Origin of the sequence: Bacillus sp. CH30_1T (assembly GCF_008364765.1) — a bacterium.
Taxonomy (GTDB): domain Bacteria; phylum Bacillota; class Bacilli; order Bacillales; family Bacillaceae_B; genus Rossellomorea.
Genome location: NZ_VTUY01000002.1, coordinates 2,501 through 26,819 on the forward strand (window position 1 = coordinate 2,501; position 24,319 = coordinate 26,819).

A 24,319-nucleotide genomic window follows, 5' to 3' on the forward strand; every position below is an offset into this window, starting at 1 on the left:
AAACTTTCTCAAAAAAATATATCGAGATGATATTCCAATTTCTATAATGAAGAAAATGGCTCCGCAGGCAAGATTCGAACTTGCGACCGATCGGTTAACAGCCGATAGCTCTACCACTGAGCTACTGCGGAATAATGAAATGGTGGGCCTAAGTGGACTCGAACCACCGACCTCACGCTTATCAGGCGTGCGCTCTAACCAGCTGAGCTATAGGCCCATTAAAAATTGGAGCGGGTGAAGGGAATCGAACCCTCATCATCAGCTTGGAAGGCTGAGGTTTTACCACTAAACTACACCCGCATTAATAATTGGAGGCGGCAACCGGATTTGAACCGGTGATAAAGGTTTTGCAGACCTCTGCCTTACCACTTGGCTATGCCGCCGTTGGCTGGGCTAGCTGGATTCGAACCAACGCATGTCGCAGTCAAAGTGCGATGCCTTACCGCTTGGCTATAGCCCAATATAAAGGGCGACTGATGGGAATCGAACCCACGAATGCCTGAACCACAATCAGGTGCGTTAACCACTTCGCCACAATCGCCATGATATAAATTTCTTTGGCAGGGGCAGTAGGAATCGAACCCACACCAAAGGTTTTGGAGACCTTCGTTCTACCGTTAAACTATGCCCCTATATAATAGAGAGTTTTATTAAAAATGGTGGAGGGGGGCAGATTCGAACTGCCGAACCCGAAGGAGCGGATTTACAGTCCGCCGCGTTTAGCCACTTCGCTACCCCTCCAAATAAAACAAATACTTAAAGGTTCTTAAGTATAAATGGTGGCTCAGGACGGAATCGAACCGCCGACACATGGATTTTCAGTCCATTGCTCTACCAACTGAGCTACTGAGCCATATTATATAGAAGATTAAATTATCAAAATGAACACTAAAGAAATAAATGGCGGTCCGGACGGGACTCGAACCCGCGACCTCCTGCGTGACAGGCAGGCATTCTAACCAACTGAACTACCGGACCAAAGTTTTTTGACGACAGTCAAAATAACTATCCATGCGTGACTTATGAAGGGTAATGCTACCCTAAGTCAAAAATGGTATTGCGGGGACAGGATTTGAACCTGCGACCTTCGGGTTATGAGCCCGACGAGCTACCGAACTGCTCCACCCCGCGACGATATAAATATAGTAAAGGTAAAAATGGAGGAGGAAGGGGGATTCGAACCCCCGCGGGCTGTTACACCCCTGTCGGTTTTCAAGACCGATCCCTTCAGCCGGACTTGGGTATTCCTCCGTGTATAATGGACCCTGTAGGACTCGAACCTACGACCGGACGGTTATGAGCCGTCTGCTCTAACCAACTGAGCTAAGGGTCCTTATAATCGTGCGTCATGTATTTAGTAATAGCGGCGGAGGGGATCGAACCCCCGACCTCACGGGTATGAACCGTACGCTCTAGCCAGCTGAGCTACACCGCCACGAAACCTTTTCGATCAATCTGAATCTTGATTAAGCAAGATTCAATAAAGTTTATTTACTTTCGTAAAAAACTTGGTGGAGCCTAGCGGGATCGAACCGCTGACCTCCTGCGTGCAAAGCAGGCGCTCTCCCAGCTGAGCTAAGGCCCCAAAAGAAGTGGTCGGGAAGACAGGATTCGAACCTGCGACCCCTTGGTCCCAAACCAAGTGCTCTACCAAGCTGAGCTACTTCCCGAAATATATGGCGCGCCCGAGAGGAGTCGAACCCCTAACCTTTTGATCCGTAGTCAAACGCTCTATCCAATTGAGCTACGGGCGCTAAATTTCCTCTTAAGAAATAATATTTTGCTAGTGCAAAAATCTTTGGTGCCGAGGACCGGAATCGAACCGGTACGGTAGTCACCTACCGCAGGATTTTAAGTCCTGTGCGTCTGCCAGTTCCGCCACCCCGGCAATCTATTGGAGCGGAAGACGGGATTCGAACCCGCGACCCCCACCTTGGCAAGGTGGTGTTCTACCACTGAACTACTTCCGCGAAATAAATGGTGCGGGTGAAGGGACTTGAACCCCCACGCCTTGCGGCGCCAGATCCTAAGTCTGGTGCGTCTGCCAATTCCGCCACACCCGCATGATGAAATGTTAGATTTCGCATCCGCGAAATTCTATGGTGAGCCATGAAGGACTCGAACCTTCGACCCTCTGATTAAAAGTCAGATGCTCTACCAACTGAGCTAATGGCTCATCTTTGTAATTAAGAAACCAAATGGTGCCGGCAAGAGGACTTGAACCCCCAACCTACTGATTACAAGTCAGTTGCTCTACCAGTTGAGCTACACCGGCATGTTTATTTTCATATGAAGTATTAATGGAAAGTTACTTCACAGAAGCAGTTCTAGGAAAGATATTTTGCTGTCGCAAAAATCATTGGTGGAGGATGACGGGATCGAACCGCCGACCCTCTGCTTGTAAGGCAGATGCTCTCCCAGCTGAGCTAATCCTCCATTTTGGTGACCCATACGGGATTCGAACCCGTGTTACCGCCGTGAAAGGGCGGTGTCTTAACCGCTTGACCAATGGGCCGTTTTTTTTGAAAATGTCCCGCTTAAGAACATGTATTACTATATCATTCAATTTCGCAGAAGTCAACTTCTGATTCAAAAAAATATTCTTTTGGTTGCTTATCAAAACCATTTTTGTAAGCCGAAGAAGAATATACCACATCTTCAAACCTTATATCAATAGGAAAATTATAAATCATTAAAAGAATGCTACGTTCAAACTACTGCCCCCTCTTCAGTCTTGAATATGAAATAAGGGTTAAAGGTATTTACATTGCCAAATTTATAACAATTGGAAGCGTAACAATACTCTTCATTTAAGTAGAAATCCTGGCCGCACTCGGGAATTTCTATGGCACTGCTTGAATTTGAATCTCATACACCGTTGTAATGGCAGCTCTAGATGTGACTTCTATGATATCTTCGTCATAATACGGAATGAACCAAGGGCGCTGCGATCATTATTGACACACTAAAAGCTTCAGTTTAACCGTTGAATCAAAAAAAGCAGCTACAAGAGCTGCATAAGTTTATCTCCATGATATTTAGATTTTTCACGAATTTTGTTGAATTGGCTCATATCACTTGTCATTTCCAATTTATAATTAAAACTGAAAAACCAAAACTTATGCCATTCTCTTTTAAAATTGCGTAACATAGAAACCCCTCCACATTATCAATCTTTTGTTTCCTGCATGTTTAGAATAGCAAATAAGTGTAAACATATATTTAAAACCATGTTAAGGTTTGTAAAAATTCTTTCTGGGTATGAACAAGATTTTGCACTATCCTACTGTAAGTTCATATAAACTATAGGAAATACCCAGTAAATGGAAGGTAAGGAATTTGATGAAATGGAGACTCGGTCTTTTAATCACCTTAATTGTGATTTTCATTCTAATGTTGAGAATTTCCTGGAATGGAAGTTGGAATAATTTTAATATATACAAAATAAATCAAGAAAACTGGGTAGGTGCATGGGCCGCAAGTATGCAAACACCTTTAGAAGATGGAATTTCCCATAAAGGATTTGAAGATCAAACGATTCGAATGATCCTCCATCCTCATGTTGATGGTAATAAGATACGACTCCGCCTATCAAATGTCTTTTCTGAAAAACCCCTAGCCATTGAAGAGGTACATGTGGCCATTTCTCAAAAAGGCTCTGAAATTGTCCCGGATACAGATCAACAGGTGACATTTGAAGGCAAATCAACTGTGACCATCCCTCCAGGTGAGAGAAAATTCAGTGATTCCATTACATTAGAAGTGTCTGGTGATAAAGCTCTTGCAGTAAGTCTATATGTCAAAGAAAAATCCGGACCTGTCACTTGGCATCCCGTATCTATGCAAACGACCTATATTTCAAAGGGAAATGATGTTTCGATGTCCGATTCTTCGGCTTTTAACGAACTGGAAGAATCATGGTTTTGGTTGGATGGAGTAGACGTATTAACTGATTCATCTAAGAAAGGCATTGTTATAATAGGGAGTTCTCTCGCAAATGGAAATAGTTCAACAGTAAATACAAATCGACGTTGGCCCGATTACCTGGCAAGACGATTAAATCAGGAAAATTCAGATTTGACTATCATGAATGCGGGGATCTCTGCCAATCAACTGATCAACAGTCTGCCTGATAAGGGAGAAAATGCCTTTGCAAGGCTGGAGAGGGATGTTTTCAATCAATCAGGTGTAAAAGCAGTGGTCCTTCACCAGGGGTTGAATGATATAAGACATCATCCTGAATATGATGCTGACAAAATCATCGAGAGGATGAAGCAGATCATTGATTCTACCCAAGAACAGGGCTTGACCATTTATGGTGGTACATTGACCCCTTTTAAAGGATCAGGAATGTTCACATCTAAAGGGGAAAGTACACGTCAGGAAGTGAATGACTGGATAAGAACAAGCGGGGAGTTTGATGGGGTCATCGACTTTGACAAAGCTCTGCGGGATCCAAATGAACCTGAACGCTACCTCCAAAAATATGACTCGGGAGATCACCTCCACCCCAATGATGCGGGTTATAAGAGAATGGCTGATACCGTTGATCTTTCATTATTCAAATAGTGGGATAAAGAGATATTGTACTTTGTCCCACATCCTTTTAGTTTTGTTGTCTATGCTTCTTCCAATCATAACGCAGTTTACAAGCATTCCTTAGCCGTCTTCATACGAATTCTAATGAATATTATTCAACTTCATTTCATGATACTTTATTTTTTCCTGCAACTTCTTTTTAATCTGACAGTCTAAACATCCTTCCAGCAAAACTCGATTGTAGTGAATCCTCAAAAAATGCCATTTACATTTCATTTGCACGAATAACTGACTCACCTTCATCAACTCTCCTCCACTTCATAAATCGCAGGAGTCCGTTTCGAAAACTGGCAAGCATCGTCACTATGACCTTAGCCCCTAAAGTTTTGCGTCATCACCTTTCAATGATTTTGCCCTTATCGTACGAATTATGAAAGATTTCATTTATAAATAATACAGTTAACCGATCAAAAATAACCGCATATTTACGCATGTCATATTTACTACTTTTGAATCGTACCATAATTTTATAAAGTGCGTTTTAAATATTCCTAAAAGAATAAAAAAGTTCCATCACCTATCACCTTGAAAGTATTATAAGTGGATTGTTTGTAAGAGACAATTAAAAAACCTCAACCTTATTAATAAGGTTGAGGCAAGCTCTGTGAGGTCTGACCCCATTAATGTTTCTTTTTCTTCTTACCTTTCTTACCCTGCTCATCTACCTTGATTATAACAGTAGTCAATGGATCCAAAGTCAAAGTATCTTTCTTCAATGTAAAACCAGATTTCTTGGAAACAGGCTTAGTTCCCGCTTCGTCGTTGTCTACTAGAACCTTCCCTTTAGAGAAGTCATAGCCTTCTATTGAAATGGTACGCGCTTCGCTATCCGCATTGACAAATACGTAGTACTCACCCGTACCATCCGTGGAGACATTCTTGTAAGCAAGCATCAAGTCTGTATCGGCGATCTCAGGTAAATCAAGCAGCGATACATTCTGATCAACGAGCTCTTGCTCACCTAAACGGAAAGCATTGGTGGATCTTCTCAGCTCAATTAGACCTTCTGTGTACTCTCTTGTTGTAGTATTGATTTTATATTTCTTCTTGTTCGTTGCTTTTTCCCAATCAAACTTATTGATGGCGTCGGATGAATCGTAGGAGTCATGGATGAAATAACCGAATGGATTGCCGTCTTCATCTTCCAACTCATGATATTTCTGTTCCGGTACGCCTTCTCCTAGCCATTGCTTCGTTCTTCCGTATTCCTGCCCCGCGTGGATGAAAGCTGTCCCTTGTGATGTCAGGATCATGGAGTTACCAAGGCGAATACGCTTGTGAATCTCCAGGTTGTTTTCCGGAATGGCCGGATCCTTTTTGATTGATTGGGCAATGACATCGTATAACGGGAGGTTGTCATGTGCTGCGATGTATTGGACCATGTCGCCGGGATCGTCGTCTGCCGTGTTGCCAGGCTGACCTTTGATGTTGTTAAAAATCGTGTTGATGTCGCGTGCGCCACCTGTCAGGAATCGCGGCTCACCTTCTGAACCGAATCCGGATTTCAGTTCATTTCGGATTTCGTCGGAGAAGACTCCTACCTCGTCGGTTTTGTCCATCCAATCCTGGTCGGCACCCATTCCTTCAAGGGAAGGATCAGATAAGTGACCGGCAAATGTTCTCCAGCCTTCACCGATGAACAGGGCATCCGGGTTGATTTCAGCCGCGGCATCATAGGCTTTTTGGATGGATGGGTAGGTTGCGTCGCCCATCATATCGAATCGCATACCATCGATCTTGTATTCGTCGAACCAGTATTTCACTGAGTCGACCATCAGCTTTTCAGCCATTGTATGGTTGGTGGCCAGGTTGTTCCCGAAGCCTCCAAGGAAGTTTCCTTTGTCATCCTGGAATGCATAGTAATTAGGAACGATGTCGTTCAGTGTGCTTGTTTTGGCCATATGCGTGTAGACCACGTCGAGGACGACACCCATACCCTTATCATGAATCGCATCAATCAATCGTTTCGTTTCTTCGATTCGTAATTGTGGATCAGTGGCATCCTGTGAATACGCACCATCCGGGGAAAAGTAGCTGTGTGGGTCATATCCCCAGTTGTATTCATTGCCTCCCGCTGAATACTCTAGCTCACGTTCCCCCATATTCGTTTCATCGCCGTAGTACCAGGCCATGATCGGAAGCAGTTGAACGTGGGTCACACCCATTGACTTAATATAATCAAGCTTTTTGATGAAGGCGTCATAGGTGCCCCATCTTTCCTTCTTCAAATCTTTTTCAATCGAAGGATCGGACGTAAAGTCACGGACGTGAACCTCGTAAATGACCGCGTCTTCACGTTTTTCATAGCCATCGATGGACGCATGGCTGAACTTCTTAGGGTCCGTCCCTTTTAAGTCGACGATCGCCGCCTTCCCGACGTTATCGCCGTCAGGTCCCGATTCACCTTCTGTATTCACTGTAAAAGCTGCCATTGATTTGGCGTAAGGATCCAAGACTTTTTTCGTTACGCCGTCATTGGTTACTTCATATTGATAGTAGTATCCTTTTAAATCTTTCACCTTTAAGTCTTTTGCTTTTACTTCCGTTGCCCACACGCCTTTTTCACCAAGAGTCAGTTCCACACTGCCGATTGGTTTCGAAGTATCTTTTTTATCAAAGAAGTTTGCGACTACCTTGCTTGCTTTCGGTGCCCATAATTTTAAGGTCGCGTTCCCTTTTTTATAAGTAGCACCAAGATCATCACCATCATAGGCGTACTTATTATCAAGCAATCTCCATCCTGCCGCTGCTGAAACGGTCCTGCCTGAGTAGGTGACGGATAGTGGCAGTTTTTCCAGGTCAAAATCAGCTTTTACTTCCACTGTTTTGTCTCCGGTGATTTCAGCACTTTCCACTGTCACATCGGATCCAGCACTGTCTTTGATGGCTAAACCGGACAATAACGCTTCTTCTGTCAAACCATCTGTCATCGTGAAATTCAGACGAATCGTATCGTCTGAAATGACCTCAGAAGAAATCAATCCCGTTGCCACATCCCCGTGTGGAGATATGTAGACGGTATCGTCCCCCTGCTTCACCCATAAGTGATTATATCTATCTAACAGATTGAACGTCTTGTTGCCGCCATCCTTACCGGCATCGCCTTTCGACTCATCCAGCATAATGAAGCCGATTTCTTTCGCATCTTCGTTTAACGGGATGTCTACATAAGCACCATAACGGTCTTTACCCGCTAAATCAGCGGCACCTGTCGGCCAGTTATCTGAAGGAGCTGCGACATCCCCCCAATTCCAGACACCGAAGTTCTCATAATTCCCGTCTTCACGCTCATAATGGATACGCACCGTGTTCTCCGGGAGATCAACCGGCTCATACGTATACACCTTATCCGATCCTTGTTGGATCCAAATCTCGTTTACCTCAGGTGAAGGGATCGTAAACCCTTTATCCCCACCATCTTTACCTGCATCCCCTTTTGTAATATCCATTACAAGGAAGCCAATATTTTTTGCGCCTTCAGCCAGGGGAACATCAATGTAGGCGCCATAGCTGTCGGTCTTTTCAAACATGGTAGCACCAGTCGGCCAGTTAGCCGATGGTGAAGCCACATCATTCCAAAGCCAAGCACCGTAGTTTTCATAGTTTCCATCGGTACGGTTGTAGTGGATGCGGATGTTGTTTTCCGGAACCGGCTCTACTTCAGGATCTTCACCAGAACCTGCTTCAACACCTGTAATCTTACCGTCTTCAACGGTCAACAACGCAGTACCGCCGTCTGCTTTAGAAGGAAGTGTCAACGTAATTTCATTCCCACCGTCAGCATTGTATTCTTCTCCAGAATAAGTATCTGTTACGACAGCACCAGGAGAATCAACAGTTAACGTGATCTCTTTCGCTTCGTCCGCCACGTTCAACCCAACGTAGACAGAGTCCTCTTTATAGTCACGGGAGAATACCAGGAACTGATCGCTATTCGAACCACCGACAGTCTTTCTATCCCCTTTAGCAAAAACATCGGAATGTGCCCCTCTAAAGTTTAATATCTTCGTATAGTGGTCCAACACGTCATTATTTTCTACATCATCCCAGGCAAAATCATAGCGGTTATCGTACTGCGGATAATTGTTCGCTCCGCTTTGTCCAAGCTCTTCTCCGTAATATATGACCGGTTGTCCCTTCGATGTTGCCTGAAGCGAAGCGGCCACTTTCAGCTTGCCTTCATCTCCGCCTATCGAATACAAGAATCCGTCTTCGTCATGACTTCCTAAAAATTGTCCGAGTGTTGCCGTGTTATCGATTTTCCCGTTTCGAGCCGTCAGTTTATCATTGGCTGCTTTCAGGTTGCCACCCACAAAGTCACGTGCGATATCTTTGAAACCGAAGTCCAGAAGTGAGTCCATCATTCCAGTATCAAGATATCCTAGCTTGTTGTCTGCACTTGCTCCCCAAGCTTCACCAATCATTTTGTGCTGAGGCATTTTTTCCGTGATGGCGTTTTTAAAGGCCATCCATGTCGTATCTTCCACATGCTTTACAGTGTCGACACGGAAATAATCGATTGTATTCCCTTTTGCCGTTGTTGCTTTTTCAATCCAATCCGTTTGCCAATCAATGATTTGCTGGCGAACTTCTGGATTTTCCGTGATGACGTCTGGTAGTCCTGCTAATTCACCGACCACTTCATCCGTACCGACATCAGCACCTTGACGAACGATATCACTATATTGTTCTCTTTCTGCATCCGTCGGATAACCTGCAGGACGCTTATCCTCAGCAAGCTCTCCATTGATTTCTTTTAATCCATATCCCGTATGATTCAACACCACATCGACCATGATTTTAATCCCACGGTCATGTGCTTCATCGATTAGCGTATGGAATTCTTCCATTGACCCAAAGTGAGGATTCAGCTCACCGAAGTTACTAGCCCAGTAGCCATGATAGCCGAAATAAGGCTGATCAGATTCCCCGTTTGTTTCAACGGAACGGACATCATACTTGATATTCTCCACGACCGGACTGATCCAAATCGTATTCACACCGAGATTATCAAGGTAATCAAGTTTCTCCGTGATCCCTTTGAAATCTCCACCCTGGTACGTTCCTCGTTTGCTTTTATCATAATTTAGATTGTAAGGATCATCATTCGATGTATCCCCATTAAAGAATCGATCTGTCAGCATAAAATAAATGATGGATTCATCCCAATCAAGATCCGAATCACCGACAGACTGTCTTGCTTTTACTTCGATTTCAGTCGTTCCCTCATAATAGTTCCCGTAAGAATCCACTACGGTCAGAGGAATCGATTTTGTTCCTGCCGTTACATCATCATCGACTGCTAATGTCACTTCCTTTAATGAAGGATCGATTTCGAGTTTCTCTGATCCGCCTAATGAAGAAACATCCGCCGTGATTTTTTGGATTTTCACATCCTCTGTCAGTCCATCAACACCCACCGTTAAGACAGCGTTCTTGTTATAGTCCACAGCAGTTGGTGACACTGAACCCGTAACCGTCAGATCCGCTTTTTGGAAATCAAGAAACGATTCCCCATCGACTGTATTGTAAGGGTCACTTACTTCTGTCGTTTTACCATCTTTCGTGACTAAAAAGGAGTACGGGTTTTTCCCATTTGGAATGTTGTCATATGCTAGTACGAACCGTTCATTCTCCGGTTCATATGTCATTTCTCTGGTTTCCCCGTTGTACTTCAACTCTACTTTATCAATCGTATCCATCGCGTCGTTTGCGAATAATTCTTTATCACGATAATAGAACGTCGCATTTCTCTGATCGATGACCGGTGCCGATCCATCCGGTACAATACGAATCTCCTCGACACCGCTTGTTATGTACGCCTTGGTGATGGTGTCGTTTTTGTTCAATTTAATAAAACGATCGCCAAACTCCTTCTCCGCCGTATTCCAATCCTCGGTACTGCGAAGAACAAAGCCGAATTGCTCTGTTTCAGGTGCCACGGCAATGTTAGCTACCGCCACTCCGTTTTCATAGGCGTCAAAGTTGATTTGATCATCCTTTACCCCTGTGTTCCAAGCCCATATATTCCAGCCGTCATACGTTTGGTCTTCACGATCATACGTGAAGCGTACTGTGCGATCACTAGACTCTGCTGATTCAACCGTGGCATTCCCATCCGCCACTGCAGATGCTGCCGGTGCAAATGGTGTCCATAGACTTAGCAGCAGCGTCAAAGTCATAAAAATCGAGAATCGACGCTTTGACCTATTTACCATTCATGTTTCCTCCTCTTAAATTGGATTAATAGAATAATAGAAGTGCTCTTGATGATTGCGGAAACGTTTGCACAAACAACTAAAAAAATGTGAGGTGATTCATAGGGTAGTTATTTCGAACTGGTGCAAACGCTTGCAATTATCTGTCTTTTTTATTTTACAATATATTCATTGAAGTAGCTATATGACAAAAGGGGGATTTTATTCCTAGTTTGTATAATGGCTCTTATCGTAATCATAATGGCTAGAATAATGTAGCCTGCTCCTTTTTGGGCGACACTGTGCTCGACTTGGAGGTCCAACGGCTATTTATTGTCTGCTTTTGGATACAGAACGACTTTAGATTGTCTTTTTTTAGCTGAAGTGGAAAGCTGAACGGATTATAGGGGGCCAGTTTGGCTTTAAATCCTGATACGCAACCCTCTCCCAGAGAAATCGATCCAGATTGGACTATTTTCAATCCGGATATGAAAAATTCAATCCTGTTTTGAAATTATGAATCCTGATTTTGAATAATTGATCTGATCCTCCGTGTCGAATTTTCTTCGAGTAGAGGCTGCTCAGAAGCAGTGATCATTCAAGTCTAAGGTTCATTTACGCTTTGCGAAAAGAGCACAAAAAAATAGGAACAAGCGGATACCCTGTCCCTACAATGTCACACGATCCACTTGTTGACGCAGTTGGATCAAGTTGTCTTTCACTCGTTGTGAAATTTCACATAATGCTTGAATTGAATTTCCTTTATGTTGACTGAGCTGGTGGACGATGTCGTCAAAGAGCATTTCCATTTCTTCATGAATGGCCATGGCCGATACATTGTATACATGGATATTGGAGTAACTCGTTTTATCAAAAATCGCAGAGTCGATATAAGGTCTGAAGCTGTCAAGTAACGCTGGAAATCCGATCGTTAACCTGGTTAATCCGTCCCGGAGTCCTTCAATGGTTGCAGCAAGTTCGTCTATCGGCTCCAGTGCGGAAGAAACGTACGAGCGGATTTTGTCGTCGAAGTCCGAGAACATACTGATAAGCTTTCCGGGAACCGTTCCACTCAGGGCAACATTCATGGCACCCTTGATTTGAGCCGAGATGACCTCCAATGTGTTTTCGATGGCAAAAGCAAGACCCGTCAAACCGCCTAGAAGCGGAAACAGAAAACGGTGTGAAACTCCCTTGAAGGCTTCAAAGGATCCATCCAAGTAGATTTCTTTCACCTTCATACCGATGAGCATGTGATCAGACGTTTCCAACACGTAATCGTTTTTCTTCGGCATCATTACTTCATGTTGAACCGAAGCTCCTCCAGAGATGCTTGCACTTAAAGAAGAATCACGTTCTCCAAAGTTTTTTGCAAGGTCCCCAACCTGACTCTGAAATTCTGCTATGTGACTATTCATTTGCACACTATTGGCTTTGATAATCTCATAGTGTGCCAGCATCTCGTTCACAAGGAGATCCTCCAGTGTCTCCTTCCCTCCGCTAAACAGTTCCGGGATTTCTTTATGAAGGATGTTCTGCAGGAATCCTGTCAGACTGATAATCTCCTGTTTGAATTCAAGCAGCTGATTCCGGGCCTGACCGAAAATGCTTTCGACACTGATGCTTCGGTTGAATAAGTGCTCAACGAGTTCGACAGGTGGGGAATTCAACACACCATTGAGAGATTTACTGGCGTTTTCAGCCATATTAACGAGAGAAATTAGATGGTCGATTTCCGAGGTCAGACGATGTCCCGTCGACGTGATGCCTATGAATAAAGGATTTCCGATCAAGTTTTCGAACGAATCCTCAAAGATCATCTGCAGGCGGCTCAACCGTTCCGAGTAACGGTCTCCTTCATGCCGGGCGATTTCCTGCGAATTGGTCAAGTAGTCCCGGGCATACCCCAATCTTGTGGTGACATCCCCAGCCAAGGCTTCAGCCAATAGGTTCAAATTGTCGCGGTTGATTTCAATTCTATCCGAATGGCCGCCATAGAGGGGTTCTCCCGTCCATATGCTTGTCATGATATGGGCATCGGCTTCAACATGGATTTTACCATAACCAGGTTCCCCATCTAGACCAATTACGTATTTCCCACCGTCGGTATACCCCGTATGATTGTTTGTCAGGATACTGAACTTCTCGCCGATCACCGGTATACCTGTCGAAATATCGTACCTCTTTCCGGGGATACGGGAATCGAGATTCAGGGCAATGAGAGTCCCCGTTAAGACATCATAGTTGGTGAAGTAATTGGTGATGTTGTCGTAGGGTTTGTCGGAATCGGCCATCCCTTTTGGGAGAAGCGCAGGATTAAGGGTAACAGATGTAACTTCGGGATGATTAATAGCAACAGAATTGGCCAATGGTCCACCCAAAGAATTACCCGTAACGGATTTAACCCCTCCAATCGACTCATATTTTTTGTTCATATTATTATAGTAATCTTGTGCTGTTTCCAATTGGGGCAGGGTAAGGTCACTTAATAGCTGAGCGTCGGTTAGGAGATCTTGTTTTCCATTTTCAGCTGCTGCATCTGTACCTACATAAACTATTGTTATTTCCTTTGTTAATTCATTTCTAACAGTAAGAGCGTCAAGTCCAGTCGGATGATTGTATTGTGTGTTTAACACTCTATATTTCGTATCATTCACTTTAATATATGAGTCTACCTTTTTCTCTTTATACGCATGTAATCCAGCTAATTCTACAAGATCCTGATCATTACTCTTAAAAGCGATTTCCTTGCTTATTAACTTATTTACTGGCTTCTCCATTTAATTCACCCTTACTTTTTAACAATGGAATCCGGAAACGTTAATTGCAAAGAATTATCTTTAATCCCATCGTCTACTTTTTCATTAATTAAATTATCATTAATGATTACACTGTAATTTCCTTTAGGTATAGAACTCATTGACTTAATATCCTGTTGAATTTTATTGAATATTTCTTTATCAGGTTCTACATTTTCATTCTCCATATATAACTGAATCGTAATATTATAATCTTCTGCTACATAATCAGCTTTTGAGAATAGCGATTTAAGTTCACTGACAGGTGTGTCCGGATCATTTAGATATGCCTCAAAAACTGGTCGGATAGCTTCGTCGTCAGGTGGAGTTGATAGATAATAGTATGGGGTCATGTAGCCTGCCCCTCCAACATTTTCAAGTGATTCTTTCGTTTTTCCAACAACTGCATTCTCAGAGACTATCTTACTTAAATATTGATCCAGGTTATGAAATTCAGCTTCGAATAAAAGGTGGTATAGACCTCCTTGAATGGCACTCTCAATTTCTCCATCTAAAGAAGTAATACTGTCTTCTAAAACCTTTTTTTGACTCAAATCAATTGGCACTATTGCGGTCGTATAGAAGTGAACAGGTCCTGTTGATTCGACAAACACAGTCGCACCATCAACATTCCCTACAATATTGTGCACTTTGACGTCTATTTTATATTTTTCCATAAAAAAATCTTTAACAGCTTTTTGAACTTCATCACTTATTTCTTCTGCAATTTTATCTGCATCTTCTCCATTTCTGAGTACATATCCATCCCCTTTGTAATCTTGCACTCTCACAAAAGAATCTTTATATGGACCTGTTACCTCTTTTGAATCCACATTATTTTTTTCATTATCCATATTCATACATCCTCCAAGTAGTAATGAAAGTCCGATTCCGCATATAATCCATTTATTTTTCGTATTCATGAATGTCTGATCCTCCCTAATTGGATGGGTTCATTTAAAGAATTACCTTTATATTGTATAAAAGTCTGTAAAGTATTAACAGTTCAATCGGGTAATACTTAGAGCAATCAGATAAAACAGGAAAAAAGTAGGGGAGCAGACTTCTTTTTCGCGTTTCTTTTATACTATACATTTTGCATAAATGAACTTATGCCTTCAGACTCATACATTTGTATAATTACACCAATTATTCAAATGATAACCACGCACCATACAAAAGCGTGTTGATGGGAACGACAGCATAAGTATGTACACAGGGGTCTCCCACTGACTCTACGATCATCGAAACCCCGCCACATTTCCCACGAGATTATGGACCCTCACCGTTGTGTTATTTTCATCTAGTAAAAATCCCCACCTCTTTTTCCACTTCTTCACGATGAGACTCGGCGACCTTATCCGTTTCTTCTCCATTGTTCAGAGTACACCCTTCACCTTCGTAGTCCTGGACGCTGACGAATCGATCTTTAGTTTCGTCTTCTTTTGCCCCACACATTCGCCAAGCAACGGATTAGATCACCTCATCACGGGTAAAGGTTGATACAAAATAATGGGGTGTCATATAACCCGATCCTTCCACATTCTGTATGGCCTCATTCGTTTTTCCAATTACTTGTCCCTCCGCTACCCTCTCTTTGAAATAACGATCAAGCTCGTTGAATTCTTCTTCATAAAGAATAGTATAAAGACTTCCCCTTATGGCATTTCAACCTGTCCTTTAACTGATGACACACTGTCCGCTATCACCATTTGTTGTGTCTTATCTATCATAACCACCGATAGTGGTAGAAATGAAGCAGACCGGTGGACTCAACATACACGGTAGCCCCGTATTCATTCCCAAAGATGACCTTCACCTCTGTCTTATATTCATTTAAGAAAAACACTGTCACCGCTTTTTCGACTTCCTCACGGTGAGCTTCTGCGGTTTCATCTGTTTCGCTACCACTTTTCACTTCATACCCTTGCCCTTCATACTCCTGCACACGAACCTACCGGTCATCCTGATCACCCTCAGAAACCTCTCGTAGCTGGTAGCCTAAGGAGAATTATTATTCCTGCCGTTCCTATAAGCATCATTCTTATACTATTCAACCAAGCCCACCTTCCCTTCAACCTCTGACAATCTCATTTGGAAACGCCCGTTCAAGAGAGTTGTCTTTGACACCATCAAAGGACAGTGTCTTCTTCTATACACAACAACCTCTTACATTATCCGCATAAAAGCCATCTTATCGATAAGATGATCTACTCTATCACAATTATTTCTGCAATTTTGTCGTGTTTATTTCCATAGTGTAGGTCAATAGTTTTCATAAGCAAGATCTCCTAAGATACTATTAGAATTTTTGTAAATAAACATCTCTATAACGCTATATTGTACTATTGTATAATTACCTAAATATTGTATTTTCAACCATTTATAAATTAAATGACAAATTAATCCGCTTCTTTTCTCCTGCTCCTCCACTCCTGACTTTCTACATGCCTATACTTTCCTAACCCCACATATAGTTAAGTGAGGAGATTCACCAGAATACATGAAAAAGGTGTGAAGTGTATGAATAAATTAATTTCACTAACGTATTTATTCGGAGTTGTTTTCCTATTAGTCAGTGCTCTTTATTTTTTTGCATCTAACTGGCAGATGTTTTCCCGATTGGAGAAAGTGGCTTTAGGGGGTTCTTTGATTGTATTGTTCTATGGAGCTGCTTTTCTGTTGGACCGTTTTTTAAAGGGGGCCCATTTCCTTTCAAACTGGATGTTGGTTAGCGGTGTAATATCCTTTGGTCTATCTGTTGCTTTACTCGGGCAGCTGTACAATTCTCACGCGGACAGCTACTTATTGTTTCTAATTTGGGCAATCCCGGCCTTCCTATTTAGCTTGTACACAAGGTATGGTGGATTTTACGTATTAACCCATATCCTCATCCATTTGGCGATATATTTTCACCTCTTTCCTTCGTCTCCATTTGCCCACTGGACACTCGGCCATACATGGATCGCGTTCGGAGTCGGAATCGTGAACACGCTGTTATTTTTGATCATAAAAAAAGGCTACATCCATTCAAAACCGTTGCTTTATCTGAGTCTGATCTCAGCCAATCTCCTCCTCATGGTCACTGCATTCGATAATGAGTATTCCGTTTTCTTCACCCTGTTTTATGTTTTCATCCTGGGGGTTGGGGGGTACCGGGCCTTTCATAGAGAAACATCCATCTTTATCATTCTTTCGATATTCGGAACGGGCTTTATCATTATCAAAATGTTCGAGTTGATGGCACAGTATGTGTCCAGTCTTTTCTTTGTCGGTCTCTTATTAGCGGCCTTTCTGTTATTAGTGGGAAGTGTATTCCTTGTTAACTATTTACGGAAGCATTCCTCTTCCCTTCATTGGACGAAGACGATCTTCGTTGCAAGTGTCACGACCATTGCCTCAGTTTTCATCATAGCTTCTGTTTTCGGACTGCTTTCATTACTAATGGTGGATGTCTCAATGGTCACTCTATTTGTATTCGCGACGGTATTTCTCGTCGTTCCAAGTACGTTAACCAGCTGGCCGTCTCCTGTAAAGTATTCACTCATGATGACTGGCATCACCATCGGGATGATGGCAAGTGTGTTTGATGAATTTTCCTTTATTATGTTCTTCGTTCTGGCCTATGTGTTTTATGTTGAGAAACGGTTCGCCGCGAGGTTTGTATTCTACGTTCTGTTTCAATTGAACTCAGCGATCTTCTTAGGGCAAACGATGGACTTAGGTACTCATGCTCTCCTTGTCGTAATGGTGATCTTGAATATTGCAGTGTACCTTGCTCTGAATAAAAAACATGTCATCCAGTATGGAGCGTTTCTCATTGGATTCTTTGCCTTTTTCTCGTTAACCGCCATCGATCTTTCATCGACGCTTCATATTATCTATACCGCTCTGTTCTTTCTGACAACTACAGGATGCGTCTATTTTTTCAAAAAGCAGGATCGCACCTTCTATTGGGTCTCCTCCCTTGTGTTCTGGTTCATGCTTATCGTTCAACTGTATTACGATTTGGCCTGGAAGCTCGTTCATAAATCCCTGCTCTTTGCCGGGTTAGGTCTCCTCTTCTTGATGGTGGCGGTTTACTTTGATAGGAAAGTTGGCTCGGATCAGCAATCGTACTCAATGCTTGCAGGAAAAAGGCTGAGGATCCTTCTCATCATATGCCTTCAAGCCGGATGGATCGGATATCAGGTCTATTCAAACGAAACCCTATTACAAAACGGGGAAACAATCATATTAGAGCTTCAACCTGTCGATCCGAGATCTCTCCTCCAGGGGGACTATGTGGAATTGAACTACACGATTTCTCAGCTTGAAGACACCTCCATTGATGACAGCGGTCCCATCACCATTGTTTTACGTGAAAATGCACAAGGACTCCACGAATATACAGGTGTTTATAGCTTTAACGGGAAATGGAATGCTCCTTACGAAAAGAAACCAGGGGATGTGCTCTTAAACGGAAAGGTTAGAAGCTCCTGGGATAACAGTGCCCATGTCACATACGGAATTGAACATTTCTTCATCCCGGAAGGAACCGGACTGGATGTGGAAGGGAAGGTGAAGGCTGCCGTGGTAAAGGTGAGTGATAAGGGGGATGGGATTTTGGAGCGGTTGCGGGACTAGGGATCAGTTCTGGTCTGGAGGAAAAAGGGCTACGTTGCTGTTTTTTGTGAGGAGTGTGAAAATTGTCCTGTAACTTTCGATTTCATCACTCTTGGACCGGTTTTGGCGCTGATTTGGAAGTGAAATTGGATCATTTCTAGGATTTTCAGTTAGAGATAGTACGATTCTCGGGGGGAGTGGGGTGATTTGAAGGTTTATCCTTGTAAAAATGATCCTCTTTCCCATCTTAAGATCCTGTTTCGTGTCTTTATGATCCGTTTGTCGAAAAATGCTGTTTACTAATTAAGAATAGAGGTGGATGATGCGAAAAAAAATCTTGTAGAAAAAGAAAGAGTCATTTTATTCTTGTCAACACTGTTTTCAACGACGATAACAATGAAAAGAGGAATAAAAATGACTCAATGAATAGATGATTAATTCCTTATCACAAAAATCTCATTGAAGCTTTGCTTACTCACCGGAAAGAGCATTCTTCAGCTTCTCCCCCACTGCTCCGGCCAGGGTCCTTGAATACAAAGTAGAAATATGATGATAATCTCGATATACCAATACATTCCCAACAACGGGCGGACAGGTTCCATTTTGACAGAAGTACTCCGAAAGATCAGCAAACGTGACATTTCCAGGGATCCCCTCTGTATTTTCCCAAGGGACAGTGTCGGATAAGACTTGAGCTTCTGGAACAGAACATTCCTCTATTCCTTTTTCTTCCACACATTGTGGCGGGTCCCCTTCCATGAAAGGGTTGTCACGGACGGCAAAGATGTTGGTGATGCCGTCGAGTTTTTCCCATTGATGAATATACCCTTCCGGCACGGTGTCCCCTTCCCCAACGTTCGCTGTCGTAAATACCAGGTCCGGTGGATCGGACTTTAGCATCTTCAGGACTTCCTCATTCCAATCCATGCAGGATTCATTCAACAGCCCCTCAAAATCATCAGCAGAGAAGCGGCATGCGTCTTTGTTATAGATATCGATTTGCAGTTTCATCCTTTTTGATAATTCCTCCAGTGCCGGGTACCAGTGACCCGAATGGGAACCACCGATAAGGGCAACCGTATACTCAGGATCGTCCGTCTCACCGCGGGAACAGACGGTCACTTTATCATCCTCCATATTCGAGAAGCATTCAGGATTATCATAAAATGCCGGCAGGTCCTCTTTAACAATCAGGGCTGATGGAACGGGCTTTTTGTCCGGAGAAGGTTCCATGTTATCTGAAATCGCCCTTGCACCCGGATATTCATTCAAGTCATATTGTTGCTGATTCTGGTCTTTAACATATAAAGCCCACACTGTATTCAAACACAATAATGGAAGGATAAGACCCAATAATACCGTTGCCAGCCTTTTTTTAGACTGTTTAATACTGATTTTCCGAACGGGTGTTTCAAGGATTTTGACTGATAGAAACGAGAGTAAAAAAGCACTCAAAATAATCGCCAACCCGCCCAGAAGAGATACAGTATTAACATCAAAATAGCTGTAATAGAAAACCAAAAGCGGCCAATGCCACAAGTAAAACCCGTAAGAAATACCTCCGAAAAACATGAAGGGTTTTGAACCAAGCAGTCTGTCTACACCAAACCGAGCAGGATTCTCAGCTGCAATGATGATCAACATCACCCCGGTTGTAGGCAGCAGGGCCGCATATCCCGGGAAAACAGTGGAGACAGGCAAAAGGATACCCGTTAAACAGATGACAGCCAAACCAAGCCAGCCTATCACCATATTCACGGACTTTCTAAACGTTAAATATGGAATGAGAAGGGCTAAAGTACCACCCAAGCTAAACTCCCATACACGTGCCAGCGTATCAAAATACGCCCATGGCTGATTCACTGCTGTCTTATAAACGGAATATCCGATCGATAGGGTGAAAAGGGTGATTAAAACAGCTAGTAATGTCTTTCTTATCGGCGTTTTCAGAACTTTTTCCGCTACTAGAAAAGAGAACAAAATGACGAATGGCCAGGTCAGATAAAATTGTCCCTGCAGAGAAAGGGCCCAATAATGCTGCAAGGGACTGGCTTGATTGTTCTGAGCCAGGTAATCCACTGCACTCACAGCCAGTTGCCAATTCTGAACGTATAAAGCAGAAGAAAAGACTTCCGTGATTATTTGCTTCCATTGTGCCTGGGGCATAATCAATATAGAGAGTCCGACCGTAAACAACAGCACCGTAAAGGCCACTGGGAATAATCTCCGGGCAAGCCCCAGCCAATATTCAACTAAGTGTATCCGGCCTTCCCTCTCCACCTTTGTCAATAAGGAAGTGGTGATCAGGTAACCTGATACAATAAAGAAAACATCCACCCCGCCTGATACCGACCCAATCCATATATGATAAATGGCCACCAAAAAGGCCGCTACCGTTCTTACACCTTCTAATTCAGGGCGGAACTTTTTTTCCGGTGCTCTTAAGTCCATCCTAACCATCTCCAATACAAAACCATTTATGATTCTAGTGTTCCTGCTATGTACTCTTTTTAAGCATTGCAGGCTCGAATTGCTTATCCAGTTATAACGTATTGTAATGGAGGAATGTAAATGGTTTACTACATTATCGTTAGAATACTGTAAATTTCTAAAACATTTGTCGAAAAATATTGTTTTCTGGTACATCTAAAACCTATTTTCATTTATTTAACAGATCAATATAATCAGAGAATCAAAGTTTCACATCACTTTCAGCAATGACATGTATTATCTGCTTGGAGAACGCCTCCTGTGAATACGGAAACAACGGGTACGTACAAAGTGAAAGGGTGACACTCTTTATGCCATCGCGAAAAAATATAAAACGTCGGGGTCGAAATTGAAGAAAACGAACAAATTAATCAGTGATCGGATTTATGTGGGTGAAGTATTGAAAGTTCAATAAGTTGGTTTGGGTTTCATAGAAAAGAAGCAAGTAATGGCCACTTGCTTCTTTTCTTATTCCCTATTTTTTTGTTTTAAACTTCCCCTGCTGCCCTTCCCTAAAAATATACTCACTCGTAATGATAGCCAATACAATCATGACCACTATGAGAATATATTCAAATACGGTATATTCTAAATCGAAGTATGGAACGACATACGATAATATATTTAGGTAAATGACAATCAATACGATTGTGACAGCATATTTAAGAACTTTTCTTACAAAGCGTTTCATTTTTCTCACTCTTTCAATAGGTAGACTTAAGCAGCCTCCCCCGCTTCGGCAGCAGCGGACCTGCGTCGAAGCCATACAGCCCCGATTAAAGAAAGAATGCCGAGGAAAGCAAGGCTGACCAAAGAGACTGTCCCCCCCTTTTGATACGGAAGATCGGTGTAATACCCATGGGTTTCACCAGAAAGTCCCCTTATCCATTGTGTCTCCAGCTTGTTCTTTGTACGAAGCGTAAATTCACTTGTGCTGATGACTCCATTCTCGTTGATGTTGTAAGTTTTATACTTGGCAGGACTGGAATCAGGTGTCTTTTTGAAGGCAATGATGAATGACTCCTTACCTGTTTCCTTTTCCACTATCATCTTGTATTGAATCGCATCGTCAAACGCACGCATTCCCTCGCGTTCGGAGTCGACCTGAAACCCTTTAAGTTTTGCTTCTGGTTCATCCTTCACCTCAAAGATGATATCCCCGCTCTTCTTACCTGATGCCTCATCTTCCTCGAGAAACGTATTCAACTTCACTCCATGAAACACTTGAACCGGATCCACCACTCCATCTTCCTTCAAAGATAAGTAATCATACTCCCGCTCAAATTTATTTTGATAGAAGGTTTCCCTGACGCTTTGGACCAGAAAATAAAGAACGATGGAGAACAATAATAAGCCTATGAATGATAGAAGACCACTTGCATAGATAAGACGTTTCGGTTTACTGATATTCATGGGTTTCTCCCTTCCTTTCTTGGACACATGTGAAATAATAGTAGATATGTATGTATTCTAGTAAGAAAGGGAAAATACCTTGTTCATTAGGGTGAAAAGAGGTGCAGGTCAAGTATTGAATCATTTATTATGATAAATATTATTAATACGATAACCTTTGAGTTTGAAGATGTCCAAAAATAAAAAGCACTTGTTGCCTTTATTTGACAATCAAGTGCTTTCAAGTTCATACATCTTCATAGGTTTACTAATTATTTTTTAAAAATACCCTATATAACTCCTATCTCTAAAAAGTCACAACCAGTTAAATTATGCATCTCAATCATTGATTTTATCTTTTCTGAAGTAAATATAGGAATTTCATATCCAAGTAGCCTGAAAATATGTTGGTTTTTAATGGATTCCCCTCTTAGTACGTATTTTCTTATCGTGTATATTTTCTCATCTCCAACATTCAACACACTATAATCGCAACCTTCTAAGTGCAACGCATCGACTACCTGATGAACATTTACTGCGAAGTAATCCCATTTCTCTTCAAGATTCTGCTCATTAATTACATTTACAGGTAAGAATTGCATTCCTTCTATCCCAATTTCATTGAAAAGAGTTTTCAATTTTTTTGAGAATAAGAGCCATCCAAGATTGTTAGCTAAGTAATCTGTCAGCCTATCGCCTTCTGTTGGATTCAAATAAAAGGTAATACTTTCATTCCAATCCTTAATTAATTCCCCATTATTAAAGGAATAATCAAAACCAAATGAATTCTCACAGTTTACCACTGCGTCTCTTACATTACTCTCATCCATCATTAATTTATAATATTTCATTTTTTCCTCCAATATTCTTTATAAAGCATATCAGGATTGTTCCTTACTTCTTGCTTTAACCCTTCAAAAGCATTCAGGAATTTATTTTTGTCTCCCTTAGCAAAATCGTCAAATGCTTTCATATTATCTAAAACATAATCATGATAAGCATTTGGATGTCTTCCTTGATGAGGAAGTAACTCTTTATTCCAATCATCATCTAGATCTATTCCATATTTTTTTGTGATATTTTCCATTTGAGGAGTGTATTTTTTACTTTTGTTAGTAGCATAATGATGTTTTTGTAAAGGTTTTACAGCCCGACCAATCATACCCCCTGCCTTCAACCCAAGCTTCGCACCATCTCCATAAATCGGCACTGCAGCCAGTAAACTCAGTCCGGCATTTGTGTAATCACCATCCACCGCATAGATGAGGGCATTGACGCCATCGGCTACGGCTCCAAGGCCAGGTACAAAACCAACCAGGCCAAGTCCTCGTTGAACTATTTTTTTAACCGCTTTGCCTGATACTTTATTTGCCTGGACCTTAGGCTTCTTGGCGGACGGCTTGCTCTTGCTACTTCCACTAGGTGTCGAGATATGACTGGTCGACGGTTTGCTCGCAGTCGGTTGACTCCTGTTTGGAATATAGGCTCCGTTTGGCAAGATCTTATTCCCATCCGGATCAACATGATAATGCCCCGTCGGATCAACATAATTGATCGGATTATTGCTCGTATACGTATAGAGATGCTGGGTCCACGGGTCAAATGCGTTCCCTAAATACGTATCTTGTGAAATGAATCGCCCGGTGTCGGAACTGTAGTATCGGGCGTTCATATAGTGAAGGCCGGTGGAACTATCCTGTCATCATAGTCGTACCCTTTAACCCGTTTGGCGTCGGAGTCAACGACGTTGGTGACGCTTCCCCGTAAGTCGTAGTGATAGAAGAAGTATTGATTTTCATAGTTTCCATCAAATCGATTGGACGCGACGATTTCTCCATCCGGGTTCAGGACATTTTCTGTGATCTTTCGATTGTTTTCATCGGCAGTATACAGAAGGGCGTGTTCATCGTACAAATAATTAGTGATGGTTCCGTCTGTGTCCCGGCGGATCCGCTGTCCGTCCCCATTATACCAGTTCTTCACTTTGGACTTGTCTTTCCCGGGGGTCAGGGTTTAAACAACCTTGGTAACTATTTTTTGTATAAAATTCCAAATATTCAGGATGATAGATTTATAAAATAAAAAAATATATTGTCTATGTAACATAACCGAAATGATTACCATGATGAATTCCTTACTCAGCACAAAGAAGCACAAGATGACCCGTGCTTCTTATAGAAAGATATATGTCCTAACAAATCCGGCTGGGAACTTCCCTGTTACTTGCCCGCCCTTACT

At 42.3% G+C, this 24,319-nt stretch carries 13 protein-coding genes, 24 tRNA genes and 1 riboswitch; of the genes, 2 read left to right on the plus strand and 35 right to left on the minus strand.

Translation table 11 applies throughout. The annotated features are described in order from the left end of the window. Positions 1–56: 56 nt before the first annotated feature. The 24 genes from F0342_RS03170 to F0342_RS03285 form a co-directional block, all read right to left on the minus strand. A tRNA-Asn gene (locus tag F0342_RS03170) sits at positions 57–131 on the minus strand. Between the two features lie 9 nt (positions 132–140). Then, a tRNA-Ile gene (locus F0342_RS03175) sits at positions 141–217 on the minus strand. Between the two features lie 9 nt (positions 218–226). Beyond that, a tRNA-Gly gene (locus tag F0342_RS03180) sits at positions 227–300 on the minus strand. A gap of 9 nt (positions 301–309) precedes the next feature. Continuing rightward, a tRNA-Cys gene (locus F0342_RS03185) sits at positions 310–383 on the minus strand. A 2-nt stretch (positions 384–385) separates the two neighbouring features. Beyond that, a tRNA-Gln gene (locus F0342_RS03190) sits at positions 386–460 on the minus strand. An 8-nt stretch (positions 461–468) separates the two neighbouring features. Beyond that, positions 469–541: transfer RNA gene (locus tag F0342_RS03195), tRNA-His, on the minus strand. Between the two features lie 17 nt (positions 542–558). Further along, positions 559–632, minus strand: a tRNA-Trp gene (locus F0342_RS03200). 25 nt (positions 633–657) lie between these two features. Continuing rightward, positions 658–741 (minus strand) — tRNA-Tyr (locus tag F0342_RS03205). 36 nt (positions 742–777) lie between these two features. Beyond that, a tRNA-Phe gene (locus tag F0342_RS03210) sits at positions 778–853 on the minus strand. Between the two features lie 48 nt (positions 854–901). Next, positions 902–978: transfer RNA gene (locus F0342_RS03215), tRNA-Asp, on the minus strand. A gap of 79 nt (positions 979–1,057) precedes the next feature. Beyond that, positions 1,058–1,131 (minus strand) — tRNA-Met (locus tag F0342_RS03220). A 27-nt stretch (positions 1,132–1,158) separates the two neighbouring features. Beyond that, positions 1,159–1,251: transfer RNA gene (locus tag F0342_RS03225), tRNA-Ser, on the minus strand. An 8-nt stretch (positions 1,252–1,259) separates the two neighbouring features. Next, positions 1,260–1,333: transfer RNA gene (locus F0342_RS03230), tRNA-Ile, on the minus strand. Between the two features lie 28 nt (positions 1,334–1,361). Further along, positions 1,362–1,435: transfer RNA gene (locus F0342_RS03235), tRNA-Met, on the minus strand. Between the two features lie 74 nt (positions 1,436–1,509). Further along, positions 1,510–1,585 (minus strand) — tRNA-Ala (locus F0342_RS03240). Between the two features lie 8 nt (positions 1,586–1,593). Beyond that, a tRNA-Pro gene (locus F0342_RS03245) sits at positions 1,594–1,670 on the minus strand. Between the two features lie 7 nt (positions 1,671–1,677). Continuing rightward, a tRNA-Arg gene (locus tag F0342_RS03250) sits at positions 1,678–1,754 on the minus strand. Positions 1,755–1,799: 45 nt separating this feature from the next. After that, positions 1,800–1,888, minus strand: a tRNA-Leu gene (locus F0342_RS03255). Between the two features lie 7 nt (positions 1,889–1,895). Further along, positions 1,896–1,970, minus strand: a tRNA-Gly gene (locus tag F0342_RS03260). 8 nt (positions 1,971–1,978) lie between these two features. Further along, positions 1,979–2,063 (minus strand) — tRNA-Leu (locus F0342_RS03265). Positions 2,064–2,100: 37 nt separating this feature from the next. Next, positions 2,101–2,176 (minus strand) — tRNA-Lys (locus F0342_RS03270). A gap of 23 nt (positions 2,177–2,199) precedes the next feature. Further along, positions 2,200–2,275 (minus strand) — tRNA-Thr (locus tag F0342_RS03275). A gap of 85 nt (positions 2,276–2,360) precedes the next feature. Then, a tRNA-Val gene (locus F0342_RS03280) sits at positions 2,361–2,436 on the minus strand. Positions 2,437–2,440: 4 nt separating this feature from the next. Then, a tRNA-Glu gene (locus tag F0342_RS03285) sits at positions 2,441–2,515 on the minus strand. Positions 2,516–3,342: 827 nt separating this feature from the next. Between F0342_RS03285 and F0342_RS03290 the strand changes: the two genes are divergently transcribed. Then, entirely contained in the window at positions 3,343–4,569 is a 1,227-nt protein-coding gene (locus F0342_RS03290; RefSeq protein WP_149154960.1) for an SGNH/GDSL hydrolase family protein, read from the plus strand. Between the two features lie 309 nt (positions 4,570–4,878). Further along, positions 4,879–4,964: riboswitch (cyclic di-GMP riboswitch) on the minus strand. 255 nt (positions 4,965–5,219) lie between these two features. Here the strand turns inward: F0342_RS03290 and F0342_RS03295 are convergent. From F0342_RS03295 to F0342_RS03315, 5 genes are all read right to left on the minus strand, one after another. After that, positions 5,220–10,817, minus strand: a complete 5,598-nt coding sequence (locus tag F0342_RS03295) for a pullulanase (RefSeq protein ID WP_149154619.1) — start codon at positions 10,815–10,817, stop codon at positions 5,220–5,222. Between the two features lie 647 nt (positions 10,818–11,464). Continuing rightward, complete coding sequence (locus F0342_RS03300) at positions 11,465–13,576, minus strand: SA1320 family protein (protein WP_149154620.1); 2,112 nt, start codon at positions 13,574–13,576, stop codon at positions 11,465–11,467. Between the two features lie 11 nt (positions 13,577–13,587). Then, the gene (locus F0342_RS03305; RefSeq protein ID WP_149154621.1) at positions 13,588–14,517 is read right to left on the minus strand and encodes a DUF1672 family protein; all 930 of its coding nucleotides are present in this window, start codon (positions 14,515–14,517) and stop codon (positions 13,588–13,590) included. A 376-nt stretch (positions 14,518–14,893) separates the two neighbouring features. Beyond that, the gene (locus F0342_RS24665) at positions 14,894–15,052 is read right to left on the minus strand and encodes a hypothetical protein (RefSeq protein WP_188048387.1); all 159 of its coding nucleotides are present in this window, start codon (positions 15,050–15,052) and stop codon (positions 14,894–14,896) included. 271 nt (positions 15,053–15,323) lie between these two features. Further along, positions 15,324–15,542 (minus strand): DUF1672 family protein, encoded by a 219-nt coding sequence (locus tag F0342_RS03315; protein ID WP_149154622.1) that lies wholly within the window; start codon positions 15,540–15,542, stop codon positions 15,324–15,326. A gap of 575 nt (positions 15,543–16,117) precedes the next feature. Between F0342_RS03315 and F0342_RS03320 the strand changes: the two genes are divergently transcribed. After that, positions 16,118–18,220 (plus strand): GDYXXLXY domain-containing protein, encoded by a 2,103-nt coding sequence (locus tag F0342_RS03320; protein WP_149154623.1) that lies wholly within the window; start codon positions 16,118–16,120, stop codon positions 18,218–18,220. Between the two features lie 450 nt (positions 18,221–18,670). On the opposite strand, the gene F0342_RS03325 is transcribed toward F0342_RS03320, so the two are convergent. The 6 genes from F0342_RS03325 to F0342_RS03355 form a co-directional block, all read right to left on the minus strand. After that, a complete protein-coding gene (locus F0342_RS03325) occupies positions 18,671–20,650 on the minus strand; it encodes an acyltransferase family protein (protein WP_149154624.1) in 1,980 nt (659 codons plus the stop codon). A gap of 514 nt (positions 20,651–21,164) precedes the next feature. Next, the gene (locus F0342_RS03335) at positions 21,165–21,380 is read right to left on the minus strand and encodes a hypothetical protein (RefSeq protein WP_188048388.1); all 216 of its coding nucleotides are present in this window, start codon (positions 21,378–21,380) and stop codon (positions 21,165–21,167) included. 26 nt (positions 21,381–21,406) lie between these two features. Then, positions 21,407–22,102, minus strand: a complete 696-nt coding sequence (locus tag F0342_RS03340) for a hypothetical protein (RefSeq protein ID WP_149154626.1) — start codon at positions 22,100–22,102, stop codon at positions 21,407–21,409. 269 nt (positions 22,103–22,371) lie between these two features. After that, entirely contained in the window at positions 22,372–22,932 is a 561-nt protein-coding gene (locus F0342_RS03345) for an imm11 family protein (protein WP_149154627.1), read from the minus strand. After that, on the minus strand, positions 22,929–23,753 hold the full coding sequence (locus tag F0342_RS03350; RefSeq protein ID WP_149154628.1) for an AHH domain-containing protein: 825 nt from the start codon (positions 23,751–23,753) through the stop codon (positions 22,929–22,931). Before F0342_RS03350 ends, F0342_RS03345 begins: the two co-directional genes overlap by 4 nt. Continuing rightward, positions 23,750–24,064 carry a hypothetical protein gene (locus F0342_RS03355; protein ID WP_149154629.1) on the minus strand — a complete coding sequence of 105 codons (315 nt, stop codon included), beginning with the start codon at positions 24,062–24,064 and terminating at the stop codon, positions 23,750–23,752. The genes F0342_RS03350 and F0342_RS03355 overlap by 4 nt, the downstream gene beginning before the upstream one ends. Positions 24,065–24,319 lie beyond the last annotated feature (255 nt).